Annotated in this window: 15 protein-coding genes; 7 read left to right on the top strand and 8 right to left on the bottom strand. The window is 46.5% G+C overall.

Features of this window, described 5'->3' with window-relative positions:
* Window positions 1-4 precede the first annotated feature (4 nt).
* Window positions 5-1210 (bottom strand): BamA/TamA family outer membrane protein, encoded by a 1206-nt coding sequence (locus AB1S55_RS06845; protein WP_370981056.1) that lies wholly within the window; start codon window positions 1208-1210, stop codon window positions 5-7.
* A gap of 210 nt (window positions 1211-1420) precedes the next feature.
* On the opposite strand from AB1S55_RS06845, the gene AB1S55_RS06840 reads away from it, so the two are divergent.
* Entirely contained in the window at window positions 1421-3196 is a 1776-nt protein-coding gene (locus AB1S55_RS06840) for a hypothetical protein (protein WP_370981055.1), read from the top strand.
* Between the two features lie 42 nt (window positions 3197-3238).
* Here the strand turns inward: AB1S55_RS06840 and radA are convergent, their stop codons facing one another.
* Together radA and AB1S55_RS06830 are read right to left on the bottom strand one after the other, a co-directional pair.
* Complete coding sequence (gene radA, locus AB1S55_RS06835; protein WP_370981054.1) at window positions 3239-4603, bottom strand: DNA repair protein RadA; 1365 nt, start codon at window positions 4601-4603, stop codon at window positions 3239-3241.
* 1 nt (window position 4604) lies between these two features.
* The gene (locus AB1S55_RS06830; protein WP_370981053.1) at window positions 4605-5066 is read right to left on the bottom strand and encodes an NADAR family protein; all 462 of its coding nucleotides are present in this window, start codon (window positions 5064-5066) and stop codon (window positions 4605-4607) included.
* A 380-nt stretch (window positions 5067-5446) separates the two neighbouring features.
* Here AB1S55_RS06830 and AB1S55_RS06825 point away from each other — a divergent pair, with 380 nt between their 5' ends.
* A complete protein-coding gene (locus AB1S55_RS06825) occupies window positions 5447-5905 on the top strand; it encodes a hypothetical protein (protein WP_370981052.1) in 459 nt (152 codons plus the stop codon).
* A 40-nt stretch (window positions 5906-5945) separates the two neighbouring features.
* On the opposite strand, the gene AB1S55_RS06820 is transcribed toward AB1S55_RS06825, so the two are convergent.
* Window positions 5946-7922: a von Willebrand factor type A domain-containing protein gene (locus AB1S55_RS06820; protein ID WP_370981051.1), complete on the bottom strand. Its 1977-nt coding sequence runs from the start codon at window positions 7920-7922 to the stop codon at window positions 5946-5948.
* Window positions 7912-8550, bottom strand: coding sequence for an RNA polymerase sigma factor (locus AB1S55_RS06815; RefSeq protein WP_370981050.1), 639 nt, complete (start codon window positions 8548-8550; stop codon window positions 7912-7914). Before AB1S55_RS06815 ends, AB1S55_RS06820 begins: the two co-directional genes overlap by 11 nt.
* Before the next feature lie 347 nt (window positions 8551-8897).
* Between AB1S55_RS06815 and AB1S55_RS06810 the strand changes: the two genes are divergently transcribed.
* Window positions 8898-10154: a DnaT-like ssDNA-binding domain-containing protein gene (locus tag AB1S55_RS06810; RefSeq protein WP_370981049.1), complete on the top strand. Its 1257-nt coding sequence runs from the start codon at window positions 8898-8900 to the stop codon at window positions 10152-10154.
* On the top strand, window positions 10117-10761 hold the full coding sequence (locus AB1S55_RS06805; protein ID WP_370981048.1) for a replication protein P: 645 nt from the start codon (window positions 10117-10119) through the stop codon (window positions 10759-10761). Before AB1S55_RS06810 ends, AB1S55_RS06805 begins: the two co-directional genes overlap by 38 nt.
* Window positions 10762-10821: 60 nt before the next feature.
* On the opposite strand, the gene AB1S55_RS06800 is transcribed toward AB1S55_RS06805, so the two are convergent.
* Both AB1S55_RS06800 and parC read right to left on the bottom strand, forming a co-directional pair.
* Window positions 10822-11067, bottom strand: coding sequence for a PilZ domain-containing protein (locus AB1S55_RS06800; RefSeq protein WP_370981047.1), 246 nt, complete (start codon window positions 11065-11067; stop codon window positions 10822-10824).
* Between the two features lie 169 nt (window positions 11068-11236).
* Complete coding sequence (parC, locus tag AB1S55_RS06795; protein WP_370981046.1) at window positions 11237-13483, bottom strand: DNA topoisomerase IV subunit A; 2247 nt, start codon at window positions 13481-13483, stop codon at window positions 11237-11239.
* Between the two features lie 366 nt (window positions 13484-13849).
* On the opposite strand from parC, the gene AB1S55_RS06790 reads away from it, so the two are divergent.
* The 3 genes from AB1S55_RS06790 (at window position 13850) to fabA (ending at window position 16702) form a co-directional block, all read left to right on the top strand.
* Window positions 13850-15259 carry a cytochrome P450 gene (locus AB1S55_RS06790; RefSeq protein ID WP_370981045.1) on the top strand — a complete coding sequence of 470 codons (1410 nt, stop codon included), beginning with the start codon at window positions 13850-13852 and terminating at the stop codon, window positions 15257-15259.
* 48 nt (window positions 15260-15307) lie between these two features.
* On the top strand, window positions 15308-16120 hold the full coding sequence (locus AB1S55_RS06785) for a helix-turn-helix domain-containing protein (RefSeq protein WP_370981044.1): 813 nt from the start codon (window positions 15308-15310) through the stop codon (window positions 16118-16120).
* 84 nt (window positions 16121-16204) lie between these two features.
* Window positions 16205-16702, top strand: coding sequence for a bifunctional 3-hydroxydecanoyl-ACP dehydratase/trans-2-decenoyl-ACP isomerase (fabA, locus tag AB1S55_RS06780; protein ID WP_370981043.1), 498 nt, complete (start codon window positions 16205-16207; stop codon window positions 16700-16702).
* Window positions 16703-16905: 203 nt separating this feature from the next.
* On the opposite strand, the gene AB1S55_RS06775 is transcribed toward fabA, so the two are convergent.
* The gene (locus tag AB1S55_RS06775) at window positions 16906-17274 is read right to left on the bottom strand and encodes a DUF2750 domain-containing protein (protein WP_370981042.1); all 369 of its coding nucleotides are present in this window, start codon (window positions 17272-17274) and stop codon (window positions 16906-16908) included.
* Between the last annotated feature and the right edge of the window lie 8 nt (window positions 17275-17282).

The following is a 17282-nucleotide window of genomic DNA, read 5'->3' as shown; positions in this document are numbered from 1 at the left end:
ATCACTACATACCCGACCAAGCAGAACCGGCGGTGATATACCAAACTAAACCGTCGGGGCCTTCGGCAAAGTCCATGCCCATATCAAAACCATAACGCCGAGCGATTTGATAACGAAACCCAGCTCCGTAAGTATTTAACGCTTTACTATCAAATAGCTCTTCATCGCTTGTAGCTGCACGGCCAGAGCCACCAAAGAGCAAACCTCGCCAGCGAGGGGTAAAACCATAACCAAATTCAGCTTCTGTCATGGCAACTTTCATGCCCTGATAACGCATAGCTGGGATTCCACGCAAGCTTACCGAAGGCATTGCAAATGGAGGTAAAAAACCATCAGCATTAGCTTTTTCACCAGCGACTTTTAGGCCCACACGCATACGTTCGGATAAAGGCCAATAATTTAAGCCTTGTAAACTCATCAAGCTATAGTCGATGTCACTGCCAATCGCTTCGTCAAAACGCTTAGCATTAAACTGGTATTGATAACCTGAGGTAGGCGTAAAAATATTATCGCGGGAGTCGTATTCAAGCACAGCACCTAAAGCAGAGGTTGTTACATCAACAGTTAGCCATTTCTTAAGCTGCTCACTCCAAGCCGGTGGTAAATAATCTTCTATTGTACCTAACGTTACAGGTGATATTTCTGAATTGATGTATTGCTGAGTCGGCCCTAAGAACCAGTTTGATTTACCCAAACGGAACTTTAAATTCTGCATCACCACCGTTGCCTTGGTATTAATCTCAACAGGCTTTTGAAGCTGAATAGAGCCAGAGCCATAAAAGTCGAGGTTCACATCACCATAACCTCCACCACCGGTATAACGAATATCGCCGTGCTTAAAAAAGCCCATGTGGCCGCCACCCACAAACCAACTGTCATTACCTGTTTTCACACCAGCAACAGCACTGACACTTGGCGGCATCAAATACTTACCAGCATTACTTGTAGCACTTTGCATAGCTTTTAAACGTGCTTCTTTATCTTCTTCATTCTCATGAAAAAACAGCCCCATCATGCCCAAACCTCCATCAACAGAAGGGTCAGTAATAATGATAGGTACAGGTAAAAAGCCATAAGCATTTTCAGATAAAAACTGCGACATATCCAACTGCCCATCAATAGGGTCAAAAAAATCAGCCGCTTGAGTCGAAAGAGCAGCAGCTAAAAAAAGAGCTGATGTACAGAGACTACGCAAAGAGAATATGTTCATAAAAAGCTTCAATAGTGAAGAATATAAGGAAGGAAGTATGGGTATTTTACGTTATGTTCGAACAGAAAGGCAGGATAAGAGAAGACATAATAAACCCTTAAACTGTTAACTTTTCTTATATAAGAAAAGTTAACAGTACTCATTCGCCATTTTCTCTCCCGAATCAATTCAGCTAAACTGCCCCCCTCATCAGTATCGATAAGGATTATCGTGCACAAAGTCATTAGCCACCTACTTGTCACTTTTTTAATCATCGCCCTATCCAGCACCAGCCATAGTGAGACTAACCCCAAAGAAACAAGGTCAGGTACAGAGTCAAGCAATGAAGTGGCGATTCATGTTTATTACGAACAAGAGAGTGATTCTTGGAGGCTGCAGTATGAATTACCCTCTATGGTCCCCCAAATTGCTTTTAGTCGACCAAGCAAAGTAGACAGGCAAAACATCTTTCAAATTAATAAAACAAAATTCAACTGGCATACTGAAAACGGACAGCTACTTATAAAAAGCAAAGATGGAAGCTTGTTTGATTCCCTAGAATTGAGTTTTAACTCAAACTACCAAGTCCCCCAAGGCGACTATAACCTCAATGTACAGTTTAGCGACGGCAGCCTCTTGCTTTACAGCAACCACCTAAGTTTAGCCGCCAGCAGCCACGATAAAACTGAAAAAAAGCGCCCACTAAACCGCTACTATTTTAACGCCCCCAAACAACACATTGCTTTTATGGGACAGTATCAGAAGGGCTCCGCCCAATGGCTTGAGAGCGATAATGGAAGCTATATTTATTTTGGTAATATCAAACCCATTGAAGATAAAAACCTAGTCGCCTTTATCGACCCCAACCTACCGCCATGGGTACTTAAGCAAACAGAAGCCACACTGCCCCAACTTTTTAGCTTCTATCAAGAAAAAACCAAACAAAAGCTCAACTTCAAGCCAGTTATATTTTTTAACTACGCAGACCAAGAACAAAGCTTCTCAAATTACTCTGGCGGCGTACTATCAGGGCTTATGCAACTCACTCTCAACGGTCGAAACTGGCAACAAAAGACCCCACAGCTCGAACAACAGCTTTTTCAGTTCCTAACTCATGAAACGGCTCACTTCTGGAATGGCCAGATGTTCTATAACGTAAATCAAAAGCAAGCCTGGCTGGCAGAAGGGGCGGCGGATGCCTTTGCATTTTTTAGCATGTACGAGTTAGGTTTACTCAATGACAACGAATTACAAGCTAAGTTTGAGCTAGCTATTAACGAATGCGTGCTCAACAAAGGAAACGAAGCACTCAATCAGTCTATGCAAATTGGTCGCTATCGCAACTATTACACTTGTGGTGCAAGCATTGCCTTGGCTAGCCATGCGGCACTTCAAAAACACAATCCACATCGTTCGTTGTTTGATCTATGGGCGATTCTATTTAAGGAAAATATAAAAGATAAAAGCTATAACCAAGATGAATATTTTTCCGTGCTTAAGAAGCTAAGCGGTCAAACAAACACTGCCGACCTTATCAGTCAATTTGTAAACGAAGCTGAAACGAACAACCTTAACGCTGTCGTCAACTGGTTTGAAAACACAAATATCAAACTTCAAATAAGCGACAACAGTCTCGAACAGCCCAAATTCCGCCAACAATACTGGGGCAAACAAGCCATCATTGAGCTGATGAATATGCACTGCCTAGGACACAGCCTATATCAACAGCAAGACCATGTAAAAACAGCAGCAATGAGGCACTGTCATGTTTTCACAGAGGATATGAGTATTTATTATCTAAACAATAAACACTTAGTTAATGAGGGGATTGACGCTTATCGCATATTGCAATCCAGCTGTCAGACAAAACAAGCACTGCTATTAAAAGATCAGAATCAGACTCCTCTAATGGAGCTACCATGCACCCGCCCCATCGCCGAACTGCCCCCCTACCTTAAGCTCAAATTGACACAACCGCTTGTTCCGACCACAGCTCTGAGCGAATAAGAAAAAGGGGCTGACAAAGCCCCTCTATGATATTTTTCAAGCCTATTCAATCGCTTCCAAGGCTTCGGTTAAGGTTTTTACCGCTTTTACCTTCAACCCTTTAATGGCTTCTCTCGGTGCATTGGCGGCCGGAACAACAGCCTGTTTAAAACCATGCTTTGCGGCTTCTTTTAAACGCTCAAGACCACTAGGCACAGGACGAATCTCACCGGCTAAACCAATCTCACCAAAAACCACTAAATCACGCGGCAATGGGCGCTCTCTAAAACTTGAAACCAATGCAAGAATTAAAGCCAAGTCAGCACTGGTCTCAATAATCTTTACACCACCAACCGCATTTACAAAAACGTCTTGATCGCCAATCATCAAACCACCGTGTTTATGTAAAACAGCCAGCAGCATATTTAAACGATTCTGTTCAAGACCGACAGCAACACGCCGAGGATTACCAAAACTTGAAGCATCCACTAAAGATTGAATCTCAACTAAGAGCGGACGAGTTCCCTCCCAAACCACCATAACCACAGAGCCCGAGCTGACATCATCACTGCGCTGCAAAAATATAGCGGATGGATTACTCACCTCTTTAAGGCCAAGCTCACTCATCGCAAACACACCGAGTTCATTCACCGCACCAAAACGATTTTTATGCCCCCTCAAGGTTCTAAAACGGCTGTCGTGAGTGCCTTCAATCATGATTGAGCAATCAATAATATGCTCAAGTACCTTCGGCCCTGCTAAAGAACCGTCTTTAGTGACATGTCCAACTAAAATCAGCACTGCTCCACTTTGCTTGGCATAACGAGTTAATTGCGCAGCACTCTCTCGTACTTGAGTCACCGAACCCGGCGCAGAACTGACATCATCCAAGTGCACAACTTGAATCGAATCCACCACTAGTAACTTGGGTTTCGTTTGCTCGGCCTGAAATAGGATCTCTTCAACATTGGTTGCCGACAATAAATCCAATTTATCCATCGGCAACTTTAAACGCTGCGCCCTTAAAGCCACTTGCTGAGGGCTTTCTTCACCTGTTACATAAAGCGCGCTGTGGTTTTCAGCTAAAGCGCACAAGGTTTGCAAAAGCAGTGTCGACTTTCCGGCACCAGGGTGCCCCCCCAATAAGACCACCGAACCCGGCACAAAACCGCCACCAAGCACTCGATCAAACTCTTCCATTCCCGAACTAAAACGAGGTAGCGCTTCAAGTTTGATCTCGCTTAATTTGGATAAATTACTCTGCTGGCCACCGGCATAGCCCTGAAAAGAGCTTGTTTTTTTCTTGGCAGGCCCCAACCGCACTTCAACAACGGTATTCCAAGCTTGGCATTCTGAACACTGCCCTTGCCACTTACTGTAATCGGCACCGCAGTCGTTACAGACAAAGGCCGTTTTTGCTTTTGCCACTTTACGCGTCCTTAAGCTTGCTGCGAATATCCATCCACACTTTGCCCATCGTATTTAAGCCACGGCCATCGCGACCAACCCCCCAGTAATAATCATAGAGAGAGGTCTCTAGTAAAAGCTCGTCACCGGTCGCCAATAAGGCCTCTTTAACCTCATCGTACATTTGCACCTTGGTATAAAGAGCGCGGGTCATCAAGACAGCGCGCAGCTTTTTATAGTCGCGAATTTTAAAACGATACCAAGGTGCTGCAAGCTCTGCTGCAGCCAAAGCACTATGAGTGTTTTCTACTTTATGAGCCAATGAAGCAGAGCGAAGAATCTTGCTACTGAAATAGTGCTCACAGGTGAGCCAGTTTTTATCTTCGAGCACAATAGGATGGGCCGAACAACTTGAGAGAGGGCTTTCAGGGTCAAAACGGCTGAACTTAAACGCTTCTTCTTTACTTAAATCGGGTTGAAACACAAAAACTCACTTCTTAGAGGTGGGCCAACTAGAAATTGCAGTAAGCCTGACAATCAAAAAAGCCAGTTTATAACGGATAAGGCCAACACACTAACTCTATCCTACAGCTTGCTTAATAGCTCAAAGTTTGCACAATGTTAATAACCAAAACCAATAGAAATAAAAACCCACTAATTCCCTCAGGTTATTACATTTAACGATTGAACACGCCAGAAGCGTAACAAAACGATCTAGGCCAAGCGTTACCCAGGGTTACATTTGTATGTATTATGCGCAGCACGACTTCAACGAGAAGCCAAAAGATTACTATCGGTAACAAAACAACATTGCTACCGAAGACAAATTTAAAATTACATATGACTTACTTTGGGAATATTGATATGACATTTATTAAATCAGCTCTACTTCTTAGCGCCCTATTTAGCAGCAGCGTTTTTGCCGCCGTTCGTGTTGAAGGCACCATTGTTGCTATCGACAAAGAAGCTCAGACCTACAGCATCAAAGAAAAATCTACTGGCGAGCTACACAACTTTAAACTAGCCAATAACACTAAAGTGAGTGTGAATCGCAAACGCCACTCCGACTTAAGCAAAGTAGAGGTGGGCGACAAAGCTGTATTCAAACAACGCGCCAAAAAGCAAAAGACATCTACACGCGTATCTGCACTAGTGCAATCTGTCGACAAGACCAATAAAACCATCACCTTTGTAAACAATGACAGCGGCACAGTGCAAACGATGCGTTACTCACTGGGCCGCTCTGAAGACAAACTACAAGCAGGCAAGAAGTTTGTCTTTGAGCTGAGCGGTAAAAACGTAAAAACCCTCAGCAGCCTTTAAGCTCGCCGCGTGCGAAGCTAAAGCTCCGCACGCGGGCACACTACATATCGCTAGCCACTTGAGCCTTGCGAATCAGCTGTACAAACTCGGAGCGATAACCAAAGTTATCGTCTCCGCGATTTGCTTTAGCCAAAGCTAGAGCATCATCTAGAGCCCAGTCATTTACGTAACGCCCATCTTTTAGCAACTGAGCAAACCCTGCCACAGCCGTGGCGAACTCAAATTCCTGCTTAAGCTCTGCGCTAAGCTGCTCCTGAGCCTTGTTTATACCCTGCTCTATCAACTGAGATTTACTATCACTTGGCAGTTTGTAACGAACTTTAACAAATGCCCATTCGGCACTGTGATCTGTGGCCCTTTTAGCTTTATTGGCATAACGTAAAGGCTCGTGGCTCTGGCTCGCAGAAGCCGCCGGAGTGAGCTCATAAATCGCCGTCACTTTATGGCCTGCACCGATATCACCGGCATCGACCTTATCGTTATTAAAGTCTTCATTACTCAAGGCGCGAGTTTCATAACCAATAAGTCGATACTCACTGACTAGGGCCGGATTAAACTCGAGCTGGATTTTGACATCCTTAGCGATGGGAAAGAGGCTCGCGTGAGCTTCTTCAACCAAGACTTTTTTCGCCTCTCCCAAGGTATCAATATAAGCCGCCACGCCGTTGCCGTTTTGCGCCAGTTCCTGCATTAGCTGATCGTTATAGTTGCCGCGACCAAAACCAAGCACACTTAAGAAAACCCCCTTGTCGCGCTTGCGTTCAACAAAGTTTTTGAGTGTTTCTCTATCGCGAATGCCCACATTAAAGTCGCCATCGGTGGCCAAGATAATTCTATTCACCGCCTCTTTGTCGAAGTTGGCTTCAGCCAACTGATAGGCCAGCTCTATGCCCTGACCACCAGCAGTTGAACCACCCGCTTCTAGGCGATTTAGAGCACTGAGTATCTTTTGTTTATCGGCTACCTTAGTTGGCTCAAGCACCGTACCTGCGGCGCCGGCATAAACTACAATGGACACCGTATCGTCTTTCCTAAGCTTGCTGAGCAATAGATTCATGCTCTGCTTCACCAGCGGTAACTTATCCGCACTGCCCATGGAACCACTGACATCAAGTAAAAACACCAGGTTGCTCTTAGGTTGAGCTTCCAGCTCGTAACCTTTGATACCGATATGCAGTAGCTTTTTACCTTCATTCCAGGGACTGTCACTCAGCCAAGTCGAGACATTAAATGGCTCACTGCTATCAGTTGGTGCGGGGTAGTTGTAATCGAAGTAATTTAGCATTTCCTCTATACGCACACTGTCAGCCGGAGGCAGGCGGCCTTCATTTAAGGCGCGGCGCACATAACTATAAGAAGCGGTATCGACATCGACACTGAAGGTGGAAACGGGCTCTTTGCTAACGAGCTTAATGCCACTTAGCTCCGTGTGCTCAAATTGGTCGCGATGTTCTTGTTGAGACTGCGCTGGCATATCCGCCGAGGGAGCATAAAAAGCGGAGGCTTCCATTTTACGCTTAGCGGCAGTAGCCTGCGCCATCATAGGTTTGGCAGCGGGGGCAGCCCGCTCCATTTCTGGCGCTTCATCAAAACTGGCACGTATGCCTGTCACAATAAGCTCTTCTTCAAGGGCTTTATCGGCGGGTCTTGTTTTGGCCGAGCTTGTTAAGTCAGCAACAACAAAATCATCAGGGCTGGAACTTAAAGGCCGTTGGCTAACATCGAAGTCGACAAGCAACACCAAAAACAATAGGGAAAAAACGGTAGCAGCTCCGGCACCAAGACCGGGGATTAAATAACGATTCATGGATCTGTCCTCAGTTGAGCTATTTGCCCTACTAAGACGCAGCCACTTGCAAATTCCTTGGAAAAAAGTTGAATCTTTTTTCTCTGCCGCTTCAAACTCGGCCAGAGCAGCATCAATGGCCTGCCTCTTCGCCTCGGCTCGCGGCTCTTCAAAGCCTTCGCCTTCCTGCCTGGCTTTAAGAAACAGCTCTTTTAGTTGTTTATCGTTCATTGTTCGCCTCCAGCATTTGTAGCTGTTTACGAATTTCGTGCAAGCGCCAGCTCACCGTACTCTCTTTCACCCCGAGTATTTCAGCCGCTTCTTTGTGGCTGCAGCCCTCACCGTGAACCAAAATCAGGGTTTCTTTCATGCCTTTACCCATCTTATCGACCAGCGCCAATACTCGTTCGAGCTCCACTTGAGCCTCGCCCTTAGCCTTATCTGCAACAGCTGAGCTTTCATCGATAGCCTCAAGCTTGTGCCGCCCCTGCTTGCGCCGCCAATCGAGACTGAGGTTGTAAACCAGCTTGTAGAGCCAAGAGCTAAAAGCCGATTCAAAACGGAACTGCTTAATCACCTTCGCCAGCTTAATACAGGCCTGCTGAGTCAGATCCTCAGCATCTTCAACCTTGCCGAGTAGTTTCAGCGCAAAGCGGTAAATCAGGTCATAAATCACATGCAACAGGCGAGCAAAAGCGACACGATCCCCGCGCTGACTATCTCGTATTAATTGTTCGTCTATTTGTCGCATTTTTATTTGCTGCTTTATGCCCTCAAGCATTGTGCCATAGGGGCTTGCTGAAAAGGCATTCGGAAAACGCCGTAAATACCTCCATGTAGGCTGCGCCACCGCTTCCATGCGGTGGAGCTTCCCTCATACCTTTTTCACCAAACCCTCGATAGGCCCCTCACTATCTAAGCTCTTATTTTTAAACAGCTTACTTATAACCGAATAAATTCATCCACTAAAAGCCCTGCATACTTGAAAGCGGCTTTCAGCGCTCTCAAATTACGGTACTGCGCTAGGCAAGGAGTAGCTAAAAGGGGTTGAGGGAAGCGCTGCCGCATGGATGGGTCTACAGCATTTCCCGAGCGCCCCTTAGCTGCTCCCTGCCGAAGCAATGACACATAACTAAGACGTATTAGCCAGCAGATTCCTTGGAAAATAGTTCTTAGCAGGCAAAGCAAACTGATAGAATAGCGCCCATGCCAAGTTCCCTGATTCCTGAAAAGCCTCTACTTATTTACCCGTCTCTAGCCAGCACACTTGGCTTAGAGCAGGCCTGCATGCTCGCTGGCCTAAATGACCGCGTAATGAGCGAACAAGCCCAGATCAGCGGTGGTTTTCGTTGGTACCAATTAAACCTTAAGCAACTGCAGCAGATATTTCCTTTTTGGCAAAATCGAGATTTACAAAGACTGATTACTGACTTACGCGAAAAAGGCGTCATCGTTGTTAACTCACCGCCTTTAGAAAGCTGCCAACGGCTGCAATTTGCATTTAATGAGCAACAAGTAAATACAAACCAAACAACAAGCAGTGCGCAAAATCCTCTTAGCACCCACAGTATTCCTGTGGTCAATACCCAGCCCAGAGAACAAGGCTATACACAAGAGCAACAGCCACACTATGCCCAAGCGCAACGCCCCCAAGCTCAGGAAACTCCAGCGTCGGGGCAAATAAGCAATCAAGCCAATACACCACGCGGCGAACCTCACTCTCACTTTTTAAGTAAAAACATCATTGCGCCAAACTGGCGACCCGATGAGACCACACTCAGCCAACTCGCCCAGCATAATATCCAGCGTGACTTTGCCCTTCAGCAAGTGCCCGAGTTTGTAACCTACTGGCGTGAGCGCGGTGAGCGACACCACAGCTGGGGCAGTAAATTTATGCAGCAATGTATTCGCAAATGGCGCGATCACGAAAGCCTGCGCTTTCGCCAAGAGCAACAAAACCCTATCAGCCATGACTGGAAACCCAGCTTGGATGCCATGGAAATATTGGTCGAAAAAGCAGCTATCAAGCGCGCTTTTGTGGAAGATGCTATCCCCGAGTTTATTTTATATTGGCGTGAACGCGGTGAAAGTCACACCACTTGGAATACCAAGTTTGTGCAGCATGTTCGTATTCAATGGGCCAAATACACCTCGGCAATTGAACACAATACCGACCCTCGACCTATGCCTGCAAACTGGCAGCCATCCAGCGATGTGTTTGATGTATTGCGCTTAGCCAATATCGATTTAAACTTCGCTAAGAGTTTAATTGCAGAATTTGTAATATATTGGCGTGATCGAGGCCAGCTATGCGGCTCGTGGAATACCAAGTATTTACAGCATATAAAACGCATGTGGGCACAACGTCACGACTCAGCGACAGCAGATACTAACGCCAACAGCCGCTCAACAAGAGAGATTCGACTTGAAGAAGAACTTACAGACCGAAGCTGGGCAAACTAAAGCCTCGGGCCAAGCGCAAGCATCAGCTCAGCAATCGGTACAACACGCCTTGATCGATGCTTTAAATCAGGTTTTTGCTCTATTTAAACGCAACTATCACAACCAGTTCTTTAAGGCTTACGCTCAAGAAAGTGATGTTATTGCAGTAAAACGCTTATGGCTAGAAAACCTAAAAAGCTACGATGCTCAAACCATACTTGAAGCGTCCATGGCTGTGGTAAAAACCTCGGAGTTCTTACCCACCTTAAAAACCATGCTCAACCACTGCGAGAGAGTTAGCAAGCGAGCCCTGCCGGATGTTCGCACGGCCTATGCCGAAGCCTGTAATGCCTCTTCACCTAAAATCGAGCAAAACTGGAGCCACCCTGCAGTCTATTTAACGGGGCGTGATATTGGCTGGCATTTCTTGCAGAGCAACACTGAAAATGTCGCTTTTCCCGTATTTAAAGAGCGCTACTTAAGCATGGTTGAACGCGCTCGAGCTGGTGAACAGTTTGCTTTGCCGGAAGTACAAGTTGCAGGGCACATTGAACAACAGCCGGCCAGCCAAGAAACCACTCAAAAATACATGGATTCATTGCAGTCGTTGTTTGATGAGCAGAAATAAACAATAGATGGGAAAAAATGCTGCGCCAAGTCGGCGCAGCGGAATACACAAGTAGAACCGCTATATGTACGCTAAACCAGCACCCTCGCCTGTTACGCGTACAACTTTCATCTTGTGTGGAATTTCTTTTATGGTCGCGTCAACTTTATCTCCGACATTCAAATGATCTCGGAATTGATCACCACGTACAAATAAACCACTTTCACTCACATCCTGAGTCTCGGCTACGAGTTCGCCGATTGCTTCGTGTTCGAGCCTAATTGCTCCCACAGTGGGCTTCCTGCCGAAACGTCTAAAACCAGACATGACAACCCCTTCGATTTACACTGCTTTGCCAGAACAACAAAACCTCTGTGCTTCGATAAGCAAGGTTTTTCTAGACAGCCTTTTTTTCGTTTGCCAGATAGTAGCGCGGCGCTAACAATGAAGTAAGCGCCGATACCAAGCAAACAACAGAAATGTGAACTAGGACTTACTAACGCTCTAGAACTTCAGCTGAACTGACGTTCTGAAAACCACGAGGCAGTTTATTGCCCCGACGACCACGCTCACCAAGATAGTGCTCCAGATCTTTGAATTTCATACTCAAGTGACGTTTGCCACTATAAACCTGCAGAATCTGATCTGAGCTTATGACCTCAAGCGCAATAACAAGTTCCTCGCGTGAGGCCGCTCGTGCACTAGGAATACCAATAATTTTATTACCTTTACCACGACCGAGTTGAGGTAACTCAGAAACAGGGAAAAGCAACATTCGCCCTTCGTTGGTAATCGCCACCAACCAAGCATCTTCAACCTTTTCAAAGCAGCGAGGAGGTAAAACTCGCGCACCTTTAGGCAGCGTTAAACAAGCCTTACCCGCTTTATTTTTGCTATGCATATCAGCCAATGTAGTGATAAAGCCATAACCAGCATCCGAAGCCAATAAGACTCGCTGCTTTTCTTCACCGATTAACAGCCCTTCAAAGCTTGCACCACTTGCCGGGTTCAAGCGCCCCGTTACAGGTTCACCCTGCCCTCTTGCCGAAGGTAAGGTATGAGCCGGCAAGCTATAACTGCGGCCAAAACTATCTAATAAAATTGCGTTTTGGTTGCTCTTACCTTTGGCGGCAAAACGGAATTCATCACCGCTTTTATAATTCAGTGTTGTTGCATCGATGTCGTGGCCCTTGGCCGAGCGAATCCAACCGCGCTCAGATAGAACAACCGTAATCGGGTCCGAGCTCAGCAAATCAGTTTCACTGAATGCCTGGGACTCTTCACGCTCAACGATAGGCGAACGACGCTCATCACCATACTCCTTGCCAACTTCCACTAACTCTTTGCGAATCAGCGTTTTCATACGGCGCTCAGAACCCAGCGTTTGCTCAAGCTTATCTTTTTCTTGGTTTAACTCATCTTGCTCTGAGCGAATCTTCATTTCTTCAAGACGCGCTAATTGACGCAAGCGCGTATCGAGAATGTAGTTGGCTTGATCTTCGGTCAGATCAAAGCGCTTCATTAGCTCTTCTTTGGGTTTATCTTCTGTGCGGATGATGTGAATAACTTCATCCAAGTTAAGGAAGGCGATTAACAAGCCATCCAACATATGTAGACGTCTATCCACCCAATCCAAGCGATGCTGCAAACGTCGGCGCACGGTCTGCATGCGGAAGCTCAACCACTCGCCAAGTATCTTATCGATGGATTTCACCGCTGGACGCCCATCAATACCAATCAGGTTCATATTGACACGGTAGTTGTGCTCAAGGTCAGTGGTGGCAAACAAGTGAGCCATCAGCGCATCGACATCTATGCGATTGCTCTTAGGCACTATCACCAAGCGGGTCGGGTTTTCATGATCACTTTCATCGCGTAAATCCGTCACCATAGGCAGCTTTTTAGCCTGCATTTGCGCACTGATTTGCTCAAGAATTTTGGCGCCGCTGACCTGATGCGGCAAAGCCGTAATCACGATATCGCCATCTTCTTTCGTCCATAGCGCTCGCATCTTTAAGGAGCCACGACCGGTTTCATATAGCTTTTGAATGTCGGCTTTAGGCGTAATGATCTCGGCATCGGTCGGCATATCTGGGCCGAGGATAAATTCACACAGCTCAGGCACGGTCGCCTTAGGGTTTTCCAATAAGTGCACGGTAGCGGCGATCACTTCACGTAAATTGTGAGGCGGTATATCGGTTGCCATACCAACAGCAATGCCCGTTACACCATTTAACAAGACACTTGGCGCTCGCGCAGGTAGGACCTTGGGTTCATCTAAAGTGCCATCAAAGTTTGGCGACCACTCAACGGTGCCCTGACCCAACTCACTGAGATACACCTCAGTAAATTTACTCAAGCGGGCTTCGGTATAACGCATGGCCGCAAAAGATTTAGGGTCATCCTGAGACCCCCAGTTGCCCTGCCCATCAACTAAGGGGTAGCGATAACTAAAAGGCTGCGCCATCAAGACCATCGCTTCATAAGAAGCACTATCACCATGAGGGTGATATTTACCGATAACATCACCTACGGTACGGGCGGATTTTTTGTACTTTGCAGAAGCCTTTAAACCGAGTTCGCTCATCGCATAAATAATGCGGCGCTGCACGGGTTTTAAACCATCACCGACATGCGGCAGTGCGCGATCGAGGATCACGTACATGGAATAATCAAGGTAGGCTTTTTCGGTATAGGCTTTGAGCTCTATTTGCTCGTCGGCAAAAATCGTATCGCTGGACATCGCAGGTAATCGAATCTATGTGTTATTAGTCGCCAAGCGTTATAACAGATGCCATTGCTGGCATCAATCAGCAGCCGTTTATAAGCATGTGTGACAAGCGAGACCGTAAACAGAAAAGTAAAGGCGGGCTCTGTTACACTTGCGCCATAAATAAGCACAATAGAACTGGCTTAAATGTGAAGCACCGCGCTTCGTAGGCCGGCCTCACCCGCAGAGTGCCTTTCTCAAGACGCCGTGAACCCAATCCCTGGGGGCTGCGCAGCGACCTCGGTGTCGCTGAGCCTTGTTCAAAGCACCCTGAAGGCAAGGCCTAACTAGTCAGCAATATTTAGTGCCCTAACAATAAACGGACTTAAGGCTAAACCTGTGAGCAGCACTTCAGCACCTTCCATCTCCGCCCCTTCGTATAAAACCCTAGCTGGCCCTAAACGTCACTGGCTTAAAGGCAACCTAGGCCAGTTCGATAGCAAGTGTGTACACGACTTCTTTTATGGTGTGGCTCGCGAGTTTAACGGCTTTGCTCGTATTCGCTTCATGCATAAAAACATGGTCATTGTGCAAGATGCCGATACCGTTAAACACATTATGAAAAACCGTCCAGAGCGTTTTCGCCGCGCCAAAGTGATGGAAACCATGTTTAGTGAAATGGGCATTCACGGCGTCTTTAGTGCAGAAGCAAAAGAGTGGCGCAGTCAGCGCTTACTTATGAACCCAGCCTTTAAACCCAGTAAGATCAAAGCGTTCTACCCTAAGATTGAAGAAATCACACAGCGATTAATTGGCAGCTTAAATAAGCAAACACAAAACATCGATATCCAAGATATATTGATGGCCTACACCGTCGATGTCACCTCATCACTGGCCTTTGGTATAGACGTGAATACGCTTGCCAGTGACGAACACTACCTACAAGATCAACTCAACGTCATCTTCCCTATGCTCAGCTATCGACTGCGAGCACCTCTACCTTATTGGCGTTGGTTTAAATTAGAGCGAGACAAGAAACTCGACGCCGCTCTCAGTGAGGTTAGGCACGCAGTCAATGGTTTTATTGAGCAGGCCCGAATGAAACTAGAGAGCGAGCAAAGGCAAGATTTTGAGCAAGCCGAGAACCTGCTCGAAGCAATGATCTTGGCCGAAAACGAAGACGGCGAGCACTTCACTGATGAGCAGCTATTTGCCAATGTTGTTACGCTTTTACTTGCCGGTGAAGACACCACCGCCAACACACTTGCCTGGGCGATAGACTTCTTAGTTGAACGACCCGAGCTACAAGAACAGCTTTATCAAGAAGTGCAAACACACACCAATGGTAATGGCCCTATCAGCCTTGAACAGCTGGAAAGTTTTCCTCTGATTTCAGCGGTGCTTCACGAAACCATGCGTTTAAAACCGGTAGCACCACATCTTTATATCGAACCAATTAAAGACGAACAGATCAAAGGCCATCACTGTCCTGCGGGCACAACCCTTGTATGCCTTTTAAGTGGCGAAGCTTATAACGAGCAACTCTTCCCCGATTGCGAAGCATTTAAACCGGAGCGCTGGTTAAACATGGAAAACAGCCGCGCTACAGCCAGCCAATTAATGCCCTTTGGTTTTGGTGCACGCTTGTGTCCTGGGCGCCAGCTGTCTTTAGTGGAGATGCGCTTGGCACTTATCGAGCTGATTCGCCACTATCGCTTTGAACGCAACGCCGACAGTCATGCAGCTCAAGACAGTATTAAATTTACCTTACAACCTGAAGGGCTTAGAGTAGACCTATATCCGCGTTAATCACTGAGTCAAACCCATCACCTGCGGGTTTTGCGAGTACCTTAGTTTATGTCTATAAGTACGCCTATAATCTACCAGCCCTTTCAGCCAACGCTAAGTAAAGCTGGGCTTACGAAGTATGGATTAGACTATCAGCACACGAAACCGTGTGCTGTTTTACGCCCTTATATTCATAGCTACCTACAAATAAGCACCACTAAAGCCACCCCCTACCCTATTGCGGCTGATGCAACACAAGCGTTATTTTTCTCAAAAAATGGCGTGTTTTTTGGTGGTACACAATACGCTGCCAGCGAACTTTTATTGCCAGAAGCTGGCGCCTATCTCGGCGTGCATTTTTATCCAGGAGCACTGCGCCATTTTTTTAAAGTTAATCTACAAGAAGTCAGTGGTACTTACGTCGACGTGAACTTCTTAGGCTGCGCCAAACTAGCCCAATTGCACCATGAGCTGTTCTCACACAACAGCATCATTAAACGTTTTCACAGCCTTGAGCAAAACCTGTTAGCCCAATTCCAACCGCTTAAAACAGATGTTATCGACTTCTGCCTGCAACAAGTTTTTCGTTTTAGTAGTGAATTAAGAGTGCAGCAACTCGCTCAACAAGCCGGCCTCAGCAGCCGACATCTAAATCGCAAACTGACACAAGCTACTGGCTTAACAAGTAAGCGCCTATTACAAACAATAAAAACCCAAATCGCAGCCAAGCACTTCTTCCAACAAACCAGTAGTACTGCCGAGCTTGCAAACCAGCATGGTTTCTACGATCAGGCTCACTACATCAACGCCTTTAAGAGCAGCTTTGGTCTTAGCCCACACAACTTACGACACTCGCTGATGTCCGATTTTTCCAATCCTTAAACATATCAACAACGGCACACTCGTCTTTTCATCAGCAAGCGATAAACAAGCTGCCAACGAGAGACACAGAGACGAGAAAAACCTATGCACTTCAGCAAAGACGATATACACGCGATGAGCCAAAGCGACTTTTTTGGCCCTGGCAACGCCCAACTTCCCAGTGACAACATGTTAATGATCGACAAGATCACAGATATAAACCAAGAGGGCGGGCTATATCAGCGCGGCGAGCTCAAAGCGAGCTTTAAGATCCACAGCTCACAGTGGTTCTTTGCCTGTCACTTTAAAGGCGACCCTGTTATGCCAGGCTGCTTAGGCCTGGACGCACTCTGGCAATTACTGGGTGTGTATCTAGGCTGGCAAGGGCTTGCGGGTCGGGGGCGAGCGCTGGGGGTAGGACAAGTGAAATTTACAGGGCAAATCTACCCAGATTCAGAACAAATTGACTACCACATACATATCAAACGTGTATTTAGAAAGCCGATGCCAATGGGTATAGCAGATGGTTTTGTCTTTAAAGCAGGGGAAAAGATCTATGAAGCCAAGGATCTTCGAGTAGGTTTAATCAAAGCGGGACAATAGCAAGCAAAAAAGGCTCGAGTAGAGCCTTACGGGATAAAATGCGACTCGTGCGACTCTTGCTAGCCCTTGTGATCTTTACATATCGAGCACAAGGGACGCGTATCGGCACCCGCTACGGTTAAAGATCACCTCAGCTGGGCGAATGCATTAACATTCCCGTAAGGCTCTACTGGAGCCTTCTGCGTATAAATATAGCAGGTAGATTAAGACGCCGCCTCCCTATCTATCTCTTCTAATAGATCAAGTGGTTCTAGCTCTACCCCTTCCATATTCTCGTCCCAGTTCACACCAACAAATACAACATCACTGTGCATACCCGGCAGCCACTCATCTAATAGCTCTTCAAGTGCGATGGGCACTGGCTTATAAACAGACCACTCTTCTTTACAGTGCGCCTGAGCATATTCAGGTTGAGACCAAAGCGGCATAACGTCAATTTCTTCGTTTTCTACGGAAGGACAAAGCGCAAACCCCTCTTCTCCCTCTAAGGCCCATACACAACCAAGATCTATTGCTTCTGCAATAAACTGGTCGTAGTTCTGGTCAAAATCGTCACTTAATGGACTTGTCATTCTCTTCT

Origin of the sequence: Agaribacterium sp. ZY112, from assembly GCF_041346925.1 — a bacterium.
GTDB lineage: Bacteria > Pseudomonadota > Gammaproteobacteria > Pseudomonadales > Cellvibrionaceae > Agaribacterium.
The sequence above is the reverse complement of the archived record's forward strand: the minus strand, read 5'-3'. Positions and strand labels throughout refer to the sequence as shown.

Bases quoted from the DNA above. Each gene is read 5' to 3' on its own strand.
- AB1S55_RS06810 (WP_370981049.1), top strand. From the start codon at position 8,898: ATGCCAAGTTCCCTGATTCCTGAAAAGCCTCTACTTATTTACCCGTCT.
- AB1S55_RS06775 (WP_370981042.1), bottom strand. From the start codon at position 17,274: ATGACAAGTCCATTAAGTGACGATTTTGACCAGAACTACGACCAGTTT.
- AB1S55_RS06845 (WP_370981056.1), bottom strand. From the start codon at position 1,210: ATGAACATATTCTCTTTGCGTAGTCTCTGTACATCAGCTCTTTTTTTA.
- AB1S55_RS06820 (WP_370981051.1), bottom strand. From the start codon at position 7,922: ATGAACGATAAACAACTAAAAGAGCTGTTTCTTAAAGCCAGGCAGGAA.
- AB1S55_RS06785 (WP_370981044.1), top strand. From the start codon at position 15,308: ATGTCTATAAGTACGCCTATAATCTACCAGCCCTTTCAGCCAACGCTA.
- AB1S55_RS06825 (WP_370981052.1), top strand. From the start codon at position 5,447: ATGACATTTATTAAATCAGCTCTACTTCTTAGCGCCCTATTTAGCAGC.
- fabA (WP_370981043.1), top strand. From the start codon at position 16,205: ATGCACTTCAGCAAAGACGATATACACGCGATGAGCCAAAGCGACTTT.
- AB1S55_RS06800 (WP_370981047.1), bottom strand. From the start codon at position 11,067: ATGTCTGGTTTTAGACGTTTCGGCAGGAAGCCCACTGTGGGAGCAATT.
- AB1S55_RS06815 (WP_370981050.1), bottom strand. From the start codon at position 8,550: ATGGAAGCGGTGGCGCAGCCTACATGGAGGTATTTACGGCGTTTTCCG.
- parC (WP_370981046.1), bottom strand. From the start codon at position 13,483: ATGTCCAGCGATACGATTTTTGCCGACGAGCAAATAGAGCTCAAAGCC.